Origin of the sequence: Parapedobacter composti (assembly GCF_900112315.1) — a bacterium.
Lineage (GTDB): Bacteria > Bacteroidota > Bacteroidia > Sphingobacteriales > Sphingobacteriaceae > Parapedobacter > Parapedobacter composti.
Genome location: NZ_FOLL01000015.1, coordinates 1 through 14524, shown reverse-complemented (window position 1 = coordinate 14524; position 14524 = coordinate 1). Strand labels below are relative to the sequence as shown.

Sequence of the window (14524 nt, the reverse complement as noted above, 5' to 3'; positions counted from 1 at the left end):
CAGAAATGGTAGGCGATAACACCTACTCTGGCATAAAGCACAAACTGGACAGGTTCTGCTCATCGAAAATCTCATTAGCAATAGCCAGCAATTGGTCAGCGGTGACTGCATCAATTTTCCTGAACACTTCATCCAGCGTTTGCACCTGTCCGTAATCCAATACACTTTTGGCTAAGGCCATAATCAGATTCAGTCTGTTCTCTTCGCCTAAGGCTATCTGCCCTTTGAACTTCTTCTTCGCTTGATACAATTGCATGACGCCCAGCTTCTGTTCACGCAGTTTCTTCAATTGCTTCTTGACCAGTCGTACCGCTTTTTCCGCCTTTTCTGCATCGGTACCGAAATAAATATGAAAAATACCTGTGTCTGAAAGCGGCGTGTACCCTGATTCTATGGTATATGCAATGCCTTGCTGTTCGCGCACGATGAGGTTGAGCCGAGAACTCATGCCCATGCCACCGAGTAAGTTGTTGAGCAAGAGCAGTCCGGTTTTATGGTCGTGATGGGTATCGTAAGCCAATCCTCCCATCACATAATGGGCTTGATTAATCGGCTTTCTGGCAACCATATGGTGTGTGCCATTGCGATGGGGTGCTTCCCTTTTCCTTAGACTGTGGGCTGCCGCTGGGATGTTACCCATAATCCGTTGGGCAGCAACCGTAACCGCCTTTGCCGTATAGTTGCCACTGATGCCGATAACAAGCTCATGCGGATGGTAATGCTGCTGAATAAAATGGGTAATATCGGCCTTGTTAAGCCGCATCACGTCATCAGCCGTACCCAGGATGTTATGTCCAAGAGCATGCCCTTGAAAAAGCTGATCTTCAAAATCGTCCATAACGGAGTCTTCGGGACTATCCAGATACGAGGCCATTTCATCGAGAATAACACCTTTTTCCTTTTCCATCTCGTGCGTTGGGAACACCGAATGGAAAAACAAATCCTCAAACAAATCAAGCGCACGCCCCAAGTAAGGAGTCAGGAACGACGCGTGTATGCAGGTGTACTCTTTGGTAGTATAGGCATTCAGGTCGCCCCCTACGGCCTCAAGCCTATTAAGTATCTGACTGGTATTCCGCCGCTCCGTCTGCTTGAATAACAGATGCTCGATAAAGTGCGCCAATCCGTAGCGGCCAGCCTCCTCATCGCGCGCACCGGCGTTAATCAGCATGCATGCATGGGTAACCGAGGAAGGCACTTGGTGCAAAACGACACGGATACCGTTAGGCAAATGAATAAGCTCATACTCCATAGGCGCGCAAGATAGCAAAAAAGGCGGTACTCAGAAACGTACCCTTCGGCGATCGCCATCGCCGAAGCCCCCAGGTCCGCCTGAGCCATCAAACATATTTCCCCCGGCAAAATTCGAAAACCGGTAGCTGAACGTCAGCATAAAATAACGAGCCAGGCGGTTCGTACGGCTATCAATAATGCTATTGTCTGTCACCATGCGGGACACATTGGTTTGTTCGTTGAGCAAATCAAAGGCTTGGAAACGGATAGCCCCTGTTCTGCCCTTGAGAAACTGCTTTTCGATATAAGCGTTGATAATCATCGGGTTAGCATCCACTGAACTGTTGTAGCCATTGTTCGTTGTTTTAGCTAAATCTGCACTGAATATCCACGTCGGCGTTAAATTTACGCTGCCATACAAAGTAAGTGCCCAAGTGGATACATCCCGGTTATTCCTATCAGAAACCGTGTTGCGTGTGGTATTGTATGTATACCTTACACCCGGGGAAACCTCAATGGTTTCCTTGGGGTTATAACGGAAGTTTACCCCTTGAGCAAGCACCCAGTTTTTGGCAATATTGCGTTGTGTAAGTAGCGATGCCTCGGCATTGTTTTCCGGGGCAGTTACATACGATACGTTGTTATTATAACTTACCATACCGTTGAATGACAAAGTATATGTTCGATCAGCGAAGGGTTTGGAGAAGTTATAAAACCCACGGGTATTATAAACACCATTGGCATTCAAGTATTCAGTAGCATTAATGACACCAATGGAATCATCTACCGTAGTTGTCCGGTTTGTTACGATTTTATCTTCTGACAATGAACCTGTAAGGCCTACGAAAAAAGAATTCCCACCACCCACATTGAAGTTCCGGTAATTGACCCGCAACTCATGATTAAATTCTGCAGACAGCTCCGGATTACCCGTCACCGGCGCGTTGGGATTGGAATAGTCTGTAAACGGCTGAATCTGAGTCACGCCGGGTTCGTTTGCCCGGCCGGTATAGTTAATATTAAATCGCTTGGTACGCGACATCTCGTATTCCAGCCGTGCAACGGGCATCCAGTTGAATCCCGTGCGGTTAATTGGAATAGCCTCCCCGTCGATGTTGGCGCCTCCACGCAACTGATTTGGCTGGGCGGCCACACCCAGTGAATAATTCCATTTATCTTTGCGGTAACGGTAGGTAAGGCTACCCCGATGCGTATAAAAGGTATAGTCGTATGTACGGCTGTTATTGTACTCCGGATTATCAATAATCACGCCATCAATATCATAGGCATTGGCATGACGGTTGTTGTCATACGATGCAAAATTGAAATCATAGCTAACTTCCAGGTTGCTGTATTGGCCGAGCGGCTCTATGTAAGAAAGTGTGGTACCGCCGTTGAGGTTTTTGTTTTCCAAATCAACCAAATGCTGTTGATAAATACTATCCAAATCAGCAATGGAAGTCGTATAAACCAATGAGTTCAGGATACGCTCCTGATCCTGGGCGGTACGGGCAGTATTCAACGAAAAATTCAAAAAAATGTTCCGCCCGTTGTCGCTCAACCTACGGTTATATAACCCGCTGATACCATAATTAGGCGCAGACGATCGGTTATATTGATTGGTTTGCTCATCGTTAACCAGCAAATCGTTGCGAATGTTGCTGCCCATCCGGAAGTTATTGGTGCGGTCGTGCCTATAACTGAGATTAGGCGAGAGTTTAATATAGTTTTTGTCATCAGGTTTGTATTCAATATTCCAGCTGAACCGATGATCATTGGTTTGCCTTCCGTTGTCGGTGTTACTGGCCATGTACACCACACCTTCATTGATAAGCGTGGTTTCTTCAAATCGTGCGCTAAGCGTGGCGTTATCGGTATGACCAAAGCTATATTCGCCATACATGGTCAGTTTATCATTAAAGTCCTGACGATAGTTGATGCCGATGGATTGGGTATTAGTAAGGCCATCTGCCCCTCCCCAACCGCCACCGCCAAACCCACGGCCAAAGCTGCCGCCTCCGCGGCTCCGGCGCGCTCCACCGCTGCGGATGTTAAAATCGAATAAACTAGCGTTCACATTGTTCAGGTTGCCTAATACGGAAAGCTGCATACCTTCCTTGAATTTGCCGTACGATCCGGTTGCCTGATAGCGGTCTTCGGTACCGCCTCCGGCACGGAAGTTCCCGAAATCACCGTTGTTTTTATCGGGCGCTATCTGGAGGTTCAGCACCCGTTCCGGATCGCCCGTACGGTTTCCGGTAATATTGGCCATATCCCCATAGTCATCCACTATCTGTATTTTCTCAATAATCTCGGCCGGCAAGTTTTTGATGGCTGCCTGGATATCACCGCCAAAAAAGTCCTTGCCGTTGATGCGGGCCCGTGTCACGGTTTCGCCCTGAGCGGTTACATTACCATCTTTATCGACCTCCACACCATCCAGCTTTTTCAAGGCATCTTCCACCAAAGCCCCTTCGCGCAATCGTAAATTTCTCGTAGAATACTCTAACGTATCTTCCTTGACGGTGATGGGTATAGTACCCGTCACAGAAACCTCCCCCAGCAAATGACTCGCTTCACGCAAAACGAGAGGGGGTATCTGCAGCTCATTTTCACCCGCGTCAAACACGAACGTCTGACGAAGCGTGTCATATCCCAGGCTCGTCACGGTAAGCACTAAACGCTGCCCTCGTATTTTGTTGAACGTAAAGCCTCCCTCGGCTCCAGAGCTGGTCTGTACGGAATCGCGTTCAGACACCAGCCTAACTGACGCGCCCGCGACAGCGTCACCGGCAGGATTACGCAATGTTCCCCGCACCCGCCGGTCGCTTTGCGAAAATGCGGAATGAGCGCCAAGCGGCAATAAAAAAACAACCAATAGGCTTGTTTTAACAAAGAATTGGGCAGCTGATTGATAGAAAATAGTCATATAGTATATTAAAAGTTCGTCATTCTATTGCCAAAGGTGATACGACCCAAACACCTGGTTCCTCCCTTGGCCTAGACGGCATTTGCCGTCCGTAGCCGTATGGATAGCCGTATCCATAAGGATAACCATATCCACCATATCCCCTCCGCATCGTTGCAGGAGAGCTCCCGCTGCCGGGTATCATAATACCGTTAATCTTGATATTAAAAGCGAGCTTATCTTGGTTGTCGAGCGTGAGGCCCAATCGATCCAGGGGAACGACCATTTCAACGCACAACGCATCAGCAGTATCCAGCGTAGCTTTAGCGGCTATACCATACGTATTGTCGAGTGAAATCTGCCCATCCAGCACATCGTCAAACCGCATGACATAAATAGCCCGGATAGCCTCAAGCGCTCCCTTGCGCATATCGTCGGGCCGATCATCATTATCGGCAGACATAATGGAGCGGAAGGCCAACCGGTCAGCCACGGGAAAATATACCGTGGGCCCGTCCCTTTTTTTTCCTTGATTATTGATCATGAAGGCCAGTCCCTGCGCAAAAACCTGCATCTGCCGATCTTTATCCATTACCCGTATGGCTACATATAGGTTTTCAGCATTGTTTTTAATATGGTAGCTGAAATCCTGGGTAGCATGCACATATGCGAGCGTATCGCCCCAATCATTGAGCCGGCCATCAACCGTAATGCCTTCGGCCCAATCTAATGATGGCTGCACCACCCCTTTATTACGCTGGGCAAGTGCCGGGCCAACCAAAAGCACAGCCAATAGTCCAGCAAAGTAAACCTTCAAAGCCATCTGTTTTATCATAATGTGTGGATTTGACACCTTCATCAGGATTTAGTTTAATTGTATAAAAATTATTACGTAAGGTCTATATAACTATGTCGGCATTTGCTTTTTCGCCGACAAAAGTATGCTTTTCTTGTTTACGCGAGACAAGTTAGCTAAGTTTGTTGCATGTTACTATCCAGGTATCAAGATAGCTACGTGGAAGCAGGATGCGATGAGGCGGGAAGGGGGTGCTTGGCCGGGCCGGTATTCGCTGCCGCCGTGATCCTCCCCACGGCTTTCCGGCATGCTTTGCTCAATGATTCCAAGCAATTGTCTGCTACCCACCGCCTGGAACTCCGGCAGGTAATTGAAACCGAGGCGCTGGCCTTCGCTGTCTCCAGTGTAAGCCCCCAGGAAATTGACCGCATCAATATCCACAAAGCCTCCTACTTAGCCATGCACCAAGCACTTGATGCATTGAAGCTGAAAGCCGAATACATTATTGTAGATGGCAACCGATTTATCCCGTACCGGCAAACCCCATACTGCTGTATCGTCAAAGGCGATGGTAAATACTTATCTATTGCTGCGGCCTCCATATTAGCGAAAACCTATCGCGATGAATACATGGAACAACTCCATAGCGAATTTCCGCAATACGGTTGGTCACAAAACAAAGGCTATCCCACCGTTGAACACCGCAGCGCTATTTTATCGCATGGTTTTACACCGCACCATAGGCGCACATTCCGGGTAACCGATCCCCAGCTTACCCTTTTTTAGGTCCTGACTCGCCGCTCTTTCCTTTTATTTCCACCCACACTGCGACAGCAATTCCAAGCACCAGTATGATGGAAGCAATCAGGGCGATTTTCTCGCCAGTATGATACGATGCCGGTTCGAATTTGAATTCCACTTTATGATTACCCCCCGGCAACTGCATGGCCCGGAGCAGGTAATTGGCCCGGAGAATGGGTTGTTCCTCTCCATCTACATAGGCTTTCCATCCCTTGTCATACCAGATTTCGGAAAATACCGCTAATGCATCGTGCGGTGTAGAATATTCATACACTAATCGGTCGGGCCGGTATGAGATAAGCTCGATAGTCGCATTTGTGGGACGCCCCAGACGCTTCTCGTTCAGCAACGGTTTGAATTCTTCATGAACAAAAGCCTCTTTACGCGGATCGAACGCATTGATCGACTCCATTTCTTCTTCGTTGCTCTTTACCAGCGTTACCTGTTCTACGAACCAGGCATTGCCGGCCGCGGAGGCACGGCGTTGAATACGCTCGTTATTCTGGTTATTATCGCGCGTGATGACATAGCGTGTGTTGAGCATATCAAGCACATCCTCATTGATGGCGGTGCTGAACTGCCTTTCAATAACTTCCTGATAACGCATAAGCTTGGCCGCATGGTAGCCGCCGATGGATTTATGGAAATAAGAGGTCCGGGAGTCCGCAAAGGGATTTGTGGTGAGATCGAGCACCCTATAGTTCGGATCCTTATCCATGAGAATAAGCTTATCCACCTCTCGTTCCTGCACGAACTGACGGTTCAACTGCAGCTTGTCGACAAACCGATCATTATTCAGATACCGCTTATCAACCCCCCAAAGATCAATCAAGGTAACAAGGCCCAACAGAATGATTGCTGGCTGCGCTTTAAGCTTATTTTTCGCGATCAGCCATACCAAAGCAAAGGTAAGCCCAATAAACAGTAACGACCGCAAAGCATCGGCCCGCGCCAAAGCCGCCCGATCTTTTACCAGCGCCGACATGAGTTCATTAGCCAACGTATTATCACGCAGTTGCTGAGCATACTGCTGGATCATCAGCTGATGATTAGAAGATTTAAAACTTAAAAAAACATCTGGCACTAAAACAATAAGCAGCGCCAAACCTCCCACTCCGTAAAGCACATACAACACCTTTTTATCCAACTTGTTAATCTTAGCGCCATTGGTAATCAGTTCGTTCACGGCAAGTATTGCCAAGACCGGAATCAGCAATGTCGCTATCATCAGCGTAGATTCTACCGCCCTCATTTTATTGTACAAGGGAAAATAGTTGAAAAACAAGTCGGATACCAGCGGGAAGTGGCGTCCGAATGACAAGAGTACGATCAGAGCCGTAGCCCCTGCGAGCCACCACTTAAGCCTGCCCCGTACAATGAGTAATCCTAATATGAAAAGGAATACTACGCCTGCACCGAAATACCATGGACCGGAGGTACTGGGTTTTTCTCCCCAATAAGTTGGAAAGTTAGCTGCGGCCTCCGGCGCATACCCGCGGCTGCTTAACACCTTTGCAACATCCGAGTTTTCGTCCAGTTGGGTAGACATTCCCCCACCATAAGCGTTGGGAATCAGGAAAGTCAGGCACTCGCCTACCCCTTGGCTCCAGTGGTAGGCATAGTCTCTGCTTACGCCGCTTGTCACCTTCTCAGAACCTTCGGCGGGAAGATTTGCCTGGCCACGTATCGATTCTTTGCTATACTCATAAGTAGGCCACAACAAAGACGCGTTAACCGCAACAGCAATTAGAACAGCTATAAGCTGGTAACCGATGGCTTTGCCGAAAGGCAACAACCTTTTTTCGCGGATGGCATGATACAGTTCTATACCGCACAATACCAGCACAGCCAGCATCAAGTAATAGGTTACCTGAACGTGATTTACGCGAATTTCAAGCATCATGAAAAACGCCAGAATCACCGCTCCCCACAAATACTTGCCACGGAAAGCCAATAAAATGCCGGCCAATATCGGTGCCATGAACGCAATCGCATAGGTCTTGGTAGCATGACCAGCCTCGATATAAATAAAATTATAAGAAGAAAACGCAAATGTGATGGCACCAACCGCAGCCAGCCATGGCCGGATCTTTAGCACGCTGAACAACAGGTAGGCTCCAAGCAGGTAAAGCAACACCACATCGATAGGATGAGGAAATATAGCCTTAAATCCCCTCATGATATAAGTACCTACATTACATGGAAGCTCCATCAGCACTTGATACGTTGGCATCCCGCTGAACATGGAATTTGTCCATAACGGCATGTCGCCATCACGGGCTTTTATATCTAAAATCTCTTTCTGCCCTGCCTGTGCCAGCAACACATCCTGCTGATATAGCACCTTTCCTTGCCACGCCGGCGTGAAGTACAAGAAACAGATGGCGATAAAAATGCCAATAACCGCAAAATGAGTTGAATTATTATTGAACCAAGTTTTCATTCGTTTTTATTAGTCGTTGCAGGCAATAAGTTATCTGATGCCGCACGCAATGGTCGCTGACCGTTAAAGATCGCCACGGCAACGTGCCAAAAATAGAGATTAGATTTGATAATGCCATATACCAACTCATTCTGCTTTTTTGATCAGCCGGTTGATGTCTTTCGACTCGCCGAACAGCACCAAAATATCCCCTTCTGCCAAGATAGTATCTGATTGCGCTATACCCGTGGCCTCCTTGCTGACCTTGGTTTTTCCGCCCTCGTGCGATTCCGTAGATTTGATGGTGGTAAGCACGATAACACGGTATTTATTCGTCAGATTCGCCTCCTTTAATGTCATCCCTGCATATTTTGCCGGCACTTTAGTTTCAACGATGCTATACCGTTCCGAAATTTTAAAGGAGTCGACAATATCGATATTATCTAGCCGCATGGCCAGCCTGGCAGCCGATTCTTCCTCGGGCATGATGTATTCATCGATTGCCATCGCTTCTAATACCGTCTTCTGGAGGTCTGACACTACACGACCGATAATCCGTTTCACACCAAGTTGTTTGAGCAGGGCTGTGGTTAGCAGGGAAGCCCCCTCATCTTCCCCGATCGCCACGATCGCCGCATCGGCATCTTTGAGCGGTAGTCCGCTCATAGCGTCTGCATCCGTACTGTCCATGCGGACGGTATGCGTGATTTTTTCCTTCAGCTCTTCAACCCTGCTCATGCGGTTGTCTGCTCCGATCACTTCATGGCCGAGCTCCGTGAGGCGGATGGCCAAGGCTTTACCGAAATTCCCTAATCCTAATACGATATATTTCATATCAACATCAAATTAAAACAACACCTTTTCCTGCGGATATTCATAACTCCTGTTTTTGATGTTCTTCACCAATGCTACCAATAGGGTGAGCAGCCCAACCCGGCCGACAAACATCGTACAGGTAATCACCCCTTTCCCCGCATCGCTTAACTCGGGTGTGATGCCTAAACTGAGCCCACAGGTGGCATAGGCTGAAAAACATTCAAAGGCAATATCCAATAAGCTCTTGTCGGCATCGGTAATTGTCAATGCGAAGGCAGCTATCCCCATGGCTAACAAAGACAGCATAATTATGGCGAATGCCTTATTTACCGAATCGTTTGAAATCTTACGCCTGAAGATTTCCAAATCATCCTTCCCCCGCGCTAAACTGATAATATTGAGAAAAGCTACCGCAAACGTGGTGGTTTTTATGCCGCCTCCCGTTGATCCCGGAGACGCGCCTATCCACATCAACAACATGATAAACATCACGGAAGGAAACGTAAACCCATCCATATCCACTGCGTTAAACCCCGCCGTGCGCGATGATGTACCGGAAAAAAAGGCCACTATTATTTTTCCCCACAAACTTTCGTGATCGGCTAACGTATGGTTATATTCCAGCAAAAACGTAAATACCGTACTTGCTACGACAAGGATAAAGGTTGTCCATGCAATTAGCCGGGAATTAAAGCTGATGACCCATGCACGATACGTAAATGCCCTACCATAAAATACCCGGTAAAAGCCATTTACTATCCAGCGCTTGATAAAAGTATACGTATTCAGTACGATTGCGAAACCCAAACCGCCCAGTATAAACAACATGGCGATAACCAGCTGTAAATTATAGTTAAAGCGCAGGTCCGGATGAAACATGCCATCACGCACGGTGGAGAATCCGGCGTTACAAAACGCCGATATTGAATGAAACACCGCAAAAAACAAGCGCTCACCATTAGATCGGAAATCTGTTGCATCGGTACTGAAATATATCAGCACCGCACCAATCGCTTCAAAAAACAACGTAATGAAAACAATCTTAAACAACGTGTTGATAACAGAACCAACCTTCTTATCACTAAGTATCTCGCTGTACATCAACTGGTTTTTGTAGGAAAATCCACCTGAAAAGAAATAGCCAAAAAAACCAGTAAAAGTCATGATGCCCAATCCGCCTAATTGGATGAGAAGCAATAGCACTGTTTGCCCGAAACCACTGAGCTGTGCGGAAACGTCAATAACGGACAATCCCGTGATACACACAGCGCTGGTAGCCATAAAGAGGGCATCGACAAAACCTAGCGGTATTCCCGGCGTGGCCCGTGGAAGCATCAGCAATAACGTACCTATCAGGATAAGCACTAAAAAGCTGATGACAAACAGGATGGTGGGATTAAAATAAAAATTGTCAAAAAACAGGCTGCTTTTCGACAACTCGGTTACCGCAACAGCAAAAATGCCCAGGTAAAGCCACTCGTCTTGCTGGAGGAACGCAAGGAAACCGTGGCCTGCGAGCCGCCCCAGGGCTACCACCAAGAAATACAGCATCAGCACCAACCCGCCGTAGTGTGCCACCACAATACGGTTGGTTATCCAGACCGCCATTAGCGTACGGGTGGCGCTTAGTACCATAAGGCCGTAAAACAACCCTTCAGTAATAATCGCAAATTGTTCAGCGGTTGCCGTACTGGTATTATAGCCGAGATGGAAAAGCACAACCAGCGCACATGCGGCACTCACATACAGCATTACACGGTCGAGCGTTTTTTCCCGATATTTAAAAAAGTATTTGATGTCACTCAGCATGGCTGGCGGTTACCGTTCAATGGGCTTGATTTCGTAAAGCTTGCTCCACAGCTTTCCAGTTACAAAAAGCCGATCCCCCTGCCGATCATATGCTATGCCGTTAAGTTCGTTGTCGTACTCTTTCTTATCCGGATATATGCCAATAAGATTAATCTCTCCCTCAACGGCGCCCGTCTGAGGGTTGATGATAACGATAATATCTTCGGTATAGACATTGGCGTATACCTTTCCGTTGATATATTCCAATTCATTCAGGCTGTCTACCGGTCCGCTGTCATTATATACCTCAATAAAACCCTCTTCAGCATAAGTATCTTTGTTGAGAAAATAAAGCCGATTGCTCCCATCCGATTTGATAATACGGTTCCCATCATAACAAAGGCCCCAACCTTCAGGGCTTTGACCATATGCAAATTCTCCGATTTTGGCAAAAGTCTGCTTGTTATATACAAAACCGATTTTGTTCCGCCAGGTAAGCTGAAGAATTTTATCACCAACGATGGTCATTCCTTCACCAAAATATTGATCATCAAGATCTATCCGCTGCAATATTTCGCCTGTGCGGTAGTTCACTTTGCGTAAGGAAGATTTACCTGTTTGGCCCGTGCTTTCATAAAGCACCCCATTTTCATATTCCAGCCCCTGGGTATACGCCTCGGGATCATGCGGGTACTCATTAACCACCGAAAAACCATACCGTTGGGGGGACGGCGGCACCACTACGATATTGCTATAAGCCACCTGCTCTTCACCATTATAATATAGTCGTGCACTGAGTGTTCGGCTGCCAAAGGCGACATGCTCGGTATCAAGCGTTACCGGTGTGCTGTCTGTTTTCCGGGCAACGATTTCACCATCCATCGCATAAACCACCGAGTCAAACGTAGAAATGTCCGTCGGAAACACCAATTTCAGCGGAACGGCTTCTCCGGCCTTGACCATTGTGCCGGCCTGTGGCGTATCAAATCGAAACTTCGTTGTTTTCCGCTGCGTATTGCACGAAGCCAGAAAAGCAAGGACCACCACAGTTAAAGAAATCAATTTGTTCATGGCTACAAACTTAGTGATTATTGCTCAACACCCTTACGGTTAATCCGGCCAAAATGCATCCTTAATCAGCCGCGCTTGATAGTTCCCCTGTTTGTCGGTATACAGGATAGACACGACATCAAACCTGATTTCGCCTCCGTAATGATGCAAGGCAATATAATGATTAGCCGCACGCACCAGTCTGGCTTGCTTCAGCGCATCTACGAACTCATACGGCATGCCGTAGGCGTATCCTGTACGGCTTTTGACTTCTACAAAAACCAGAACGGGGCCGTCTTGAGCGATAATGTCCACTTCCAGCTGCTTATGGCGCCAGTTACAGAAATGAATCCGATAACCATGCTGTTTCAGCAGCCCGACCGCAGCTTGTTCACCGTTTCTGCCTATTTCGATAGCACTTGCCATTATTTTACAACGATGGTGCCTAATTTTTCTGCAATTAGTTTCAACACGTCTTTTAACCTTTGGTAATTGGCCAGCATTACCTGGATATTAGCTTCATCAGCTTCAGCCTTCAACGCTTCCCTGATATGAATCATCTGGCGTTCAATTTTTCGCTTTTTGATCCGGTAAATTGCACTGTATACCAAATCCTCTAGGCGCTCAGACTCATGCGACACGTATATTTTACGCTTTTCATCATTCCAATTGGGACTGATGTTGTATCTCACGGAAAGCAAATCCACCGCCAGGTCGGCGATGCGCCGGTCGGCATTAGCGATAAATATACGATCATCCGGAACCTCCTGGCGATCCATATACTCCTTATAAATATCGATTATTGCCCGGCACGCCGGATCGTCAAATGCCACATCATTCAAGCCACTAAGCAAGAGCGGTGCTATCGGTATATTTGCTTCCGCTTCCCAGGTAGCGGGCATATGGCCATAGTGTAACAGTATCCGCACAATTTCGCGTTCTTGCAGCACATCCGAAGAAGTGCTGTCTCCTTGATCTGCCGGCGGAGGCTGGGATGCTGGTTGCGACGAGCCCGGGCCGGCAGACAAGGGGTCCGGGTTCTTATCGGCTTTCCGTGCCTGCCCGATACGCAACTTATTAAGTTCTGCAACTAAAAGGCGCTCTTCTATGTCCAGCAACACGCTACATTCCCTGATAAATACCGACGCTTTGATGGCGTCCGGAATCAAAGCAATGCTTTGCACCACATCATGGATCACCTCTGCACGTTTTATCGGGTCATTGCCGGCGTTGCGAAGGAGCACATGTGTTTTATAAAATATAAAATCCTGCTGGTGCGAAGCAACATAGTCTTTGAACGCCGTAGAGCCGAATCGCTGCACGTAAGAATCGGGATCGTTACCATCAGGAAAGAGCAGCACTTTAACGTTGAGCCCTTCTTCAAGCAGCATATCCGTGCCGCGCAGTGAAGCTTTGATACCTGCTTCATCGCCGTCATATAAAATGGTGACGTTTTTAGTGTACCGCGAAATGAGCCGGATTTGTCCGCTGGTAAGTGAAGTCCCCGAAGAAGACACCACGTTCTCAACGCCTGCTTGGTGCATAGACAGTACGTCGGCATACCCTTCTACCAGATAGCAATTGTCGGCCTCGACAATGGCCTTTTTAGCGAAAAACAAACCATATAACACATCGGATTTATGGTATATTTCACTTTCAGGTGAATTGACGTATTTGGCGGCTTTTTTATCTGTCTTTAGCGTGCGGCCACCGAATCCCAGTACCCTCCCTGTGAGGTTATGAATGGGAAACATCACGCGCCCACGGAAGCGATCATATATTCCGCCGTCGTCTTTCCGGATGATGAGGCCGGTTGTTTCCAGAAACTCCTCTTTATAACCTGCTGCCTTCGCCTGATCATATAAAGCTGTCCAGCTTTCGGGAGAATAACCGAGCTCGAACTTGCGGATGATATCTTCGCGATAGCCCCGCTCCTTGAAATAGTTAAGGCCAACTGTACGCCCCTCGCCAGTATCCCAGAGCACTTCCCTGAAAAATTTGGCAGCCCAATTGGTTACGATAAATAAACTTTCCCGCTTATCCTGGGCGGCTGCCTGCTCGGGCGTGCGTTCAGCCTCCTCCACCTCAATATGATATTTCTGCGCGAGATACTTGAGCGCTTCCGGATAGGTGTATTTTTCGTGCTCCATCACGAATTTAACCGAATCACCCCCCGCCCCGCAACCAAAACACTTATAGATACCTTTGCTTACGGATACATTAAAGGACGGTGTTTTTTCATGATGGAAAGGACAAAGCCCGATGAGCGATGTGCCCCGTTTCTTAAGTTCCACGAAATCTCCCACCACTTCCTCGATGCGTGCGGCATCCAATATTTTATCGACCGTCTCTTGTTTTATCACAGCAACGTTTTTGTTAGGGTAAAATTAACGAATAACATAGAAGTAGCAAGAAGTATTATGAATTACCCCCAGATACCGCCGTGCGCTACCGTACCGCCATATTTTTCGTACTTTTGCCGGTTAGTACTTATATTTATTATTTTAGTCACCGCTTGCATGAAAATTTCGAGGATTTGCTGTATCGGGGCGGGTTATGTCGGTGGACCGACCATGTCGGTCATCGCCCAGCAATGCCCCCACATTACCGTCACCGTCGTGGACGTCAACGAAAAGCGCATCGCCGCATGGAATGACCCCGACCTCTCCAGGCTGCCCGTATACGAGCCCGGGCTGGACGAGGTGGTGGC

General features: G+C 47.7%; 10 protein-coding genes and 1 pseudogene. 2 read left to right on the top strand and 9 right to left on the bottom strand.

All coding sequences use genetic code 11. The features are described 5' to 3' along the window. Positions 1-22: 22 nt before the first annotated feature. From BM030_RS14475 to BM030_RS14465, 3 genes are read right to left on the bottom strand one after another with little or no spacing between them, the layout of a single operon-like run. Positions 23-1252, bottom strand: a complete 1230-nt coding sequence (locus BM030_RS14475; protein ID WP_090974328.1) for a M16 family metallopeptidase — start codon at positions 1250-1252, stop codon at positions 23-25. A gap of 30 nt (positions 1253-1282) precedes the next feature. After that, complete coding sequence (locus BM030_RS14470; protein ID WP_090974327.1) at positions 1283-4162, bottom strand: TonB-dependent receptor; 2880 nt, start codon at positions 4160-4162, stop codon at positions 1283-1285. Positions 4163-4181: 19 nt separating this feature from the next. Beyond that, positions 4182-4976 carry a hypothetical protein gene (locus BM030_RS14465; RefSeq protein ID WP_139215901.1) on the bottom strand — a complete coding sequence of 265 codons (795 nt, stop codon included), beginning with the start codon at positions 4974-4976 and terminating at the stop codon, positions 4182-4184. A 150-nt stretch (positions 4977-5126) separates the two neighbouring features. On the opposite strand from BM030_RS14465, the gene BM030_RS14460 reads away from it, so the two are divergent. Next, positions 5127-5723 (top strand): ribonuclease HII, encoded by a 597-nt coding sequence (locus BM030_RS14460; protein ID WP_090974325.1) that lies wholly within the window; start codon positions 5127-5129, stop codon positions 5721-5723. On the opposite strand, the gene BM030_RS14455 is transcribed toward BM030_RS14460, so the two are convergent. From BM030_RS14455 to dnaG, 6 genes are all read right to left on the bottom strand, one after another. Beyond that, positions 5710-8181: a YfhO family protein gene (locus tag BM030_RS14455; RefSeq protein ID WP_090974324.1), complete on the bottom strand. Its 2472-nt coding sequence runs from the start codon at positions 8179-8181 to the stop codon at positions 5710-5712. The two genes, BM030_RS14460 and BM030_RS14455, sit on opposite strands and share 14 nt — an antisense overlap. 126 nt (positions 8182-8307) lie before the next feature. After that, entirely contained in the window at positions 8308-8994 is a 687-nt protein-coding gene (locus tag BM030_RS14450) for a potassium channel family protein (RefSeq protein WP_090974323.1), read from the bottom strand. Between the two features lie 12 nt (positions 8995-9006). After that, positions 9007-10785 carry a TrkH family potassium uptake protein gene (locus tag BM030_RS14445; RefSeq protein WP_090974322.1) on the bottom strand — a complete coding sequence of 593 codons (1779 nt, stop codon included), beginning with the start codon at positions 10783-10785 and terminating at the stop codon, positions 9007-9009. Between the two features lie 9 nt (positions 10786-10794). Continuing rightward, positions 10795-11835 carry a glutaminyl-peptide cyclotransferase gene (locus BM030_RS14440; RefSeq protein ID WP_090974321.1) on the bottom strand — a complete coding sequence of 347 codons (1041 nt, stop codon included), beginning with the start codon at positions 11833-11835 and terminating at the stop codon, positions 10795-10797. Between the two features lie 39 nt (positions 11836-11874). Then, positions 11875-12240, bottom strand: a complete 366-nt coding sequence (locus BM030_RS14435; protein WP_090974320.1) for a YraN family protein — start codon at positions 12238-12240, stop codon at positions 11875-11877. Beyond that, positions 12240-14177, bottom strand: coding sequence for a DNA primase (gene dnaG / locus BM030_RS14430; RefSeq protein WP_090974319.1), 1938 nt, complete (start codon positions 14175-14177; stop codon positions 12240-12242). Before dnaG ends, BM030_RS14435 begins: the two co-directional genes overlap by 1 nt. A gap of 156 nt (positions 14178-14333) precedes the next feature. On the opposite strand from dnaG, the pseudogene BM030_RS14425 reads away from it, so the two are divergent. Beyond that, positions 14334-14524, top strand: a pseudogene (locus tag BM030_RS14425) (nucleotide sugar dehydrogenase); the annotation flags it as partial.

What these genes read in the sequence shown, in the direction of transcription:
- BM030_RS14475 (WP_090974328.1), bottom strand. Translation starts at nt 1,252, where the DNA reads ATGGAGTATGAGCTTATTCATTTGCCTAACGGTATCCGTGTCGTTTTG.
- BM030_RS14470 (WP_090974327.1), bottom strand. Translation starts at nt 4,162, where the DNA reads ATGACTATTTTCTATCAATCAGCTGCCCAATTCTTTGTTAAAACAAGC.
- BM030_RS14465 (WP_139215901.1), bottom strand. Translation starts at nt 4,976, where the DNA reads ATGATAAAACAGATGGCTTTGAAGGTTTACTTTGCTGGACTATTGGCT.
- BM030_RS14460 (WP_090974325.1), top strand. Translation starts at nt 5,127, where the DNA reads ATGTTACTATCCAGGTATCAAGATAGCTACGTGGAAGCAGGATGCGAT.
- BM030_RS14455 (WP_090974324.1), bottom strand. Translation starts at nt 8,181, where the DNA reads ATGAAAACTTGGTTCAATAATAATTCAACTCATTTTGCGGTTATTGGC.
- BM030_RS14450 (WP_090974323.1), bottom strand. Translation starts at nt 8,994, where the DNA reads ATGAAATATATCGTATTAGGATTAGGGAATTTCGGTAAAGCCTTGGCC.
- BM030_RS14445 (WP_090974322.1), bottom strand. Translation starts at nt 10,785, where the DNA reads ATGCTGAGTGACATCAAATACTTTTTTAAATATCGGGAAAAAACGCTC.
- BM030_RS14440 (WP_090974321.1), bottom strand. Translation starts at nt 11,835, where the DNA reads ATGAACAAATTGATTTCTTTAACTGTGGTGGTCCTTGCTTTTCTGGCT.
- BM030_RS14435 (WP_090974320.1), bottom strand. Translation starts at nt 12,240, where the DNA reads ATGGCAAGTGCTATCGAAATAGGCAGAAACGGTGAACAAGCTGCGGTC.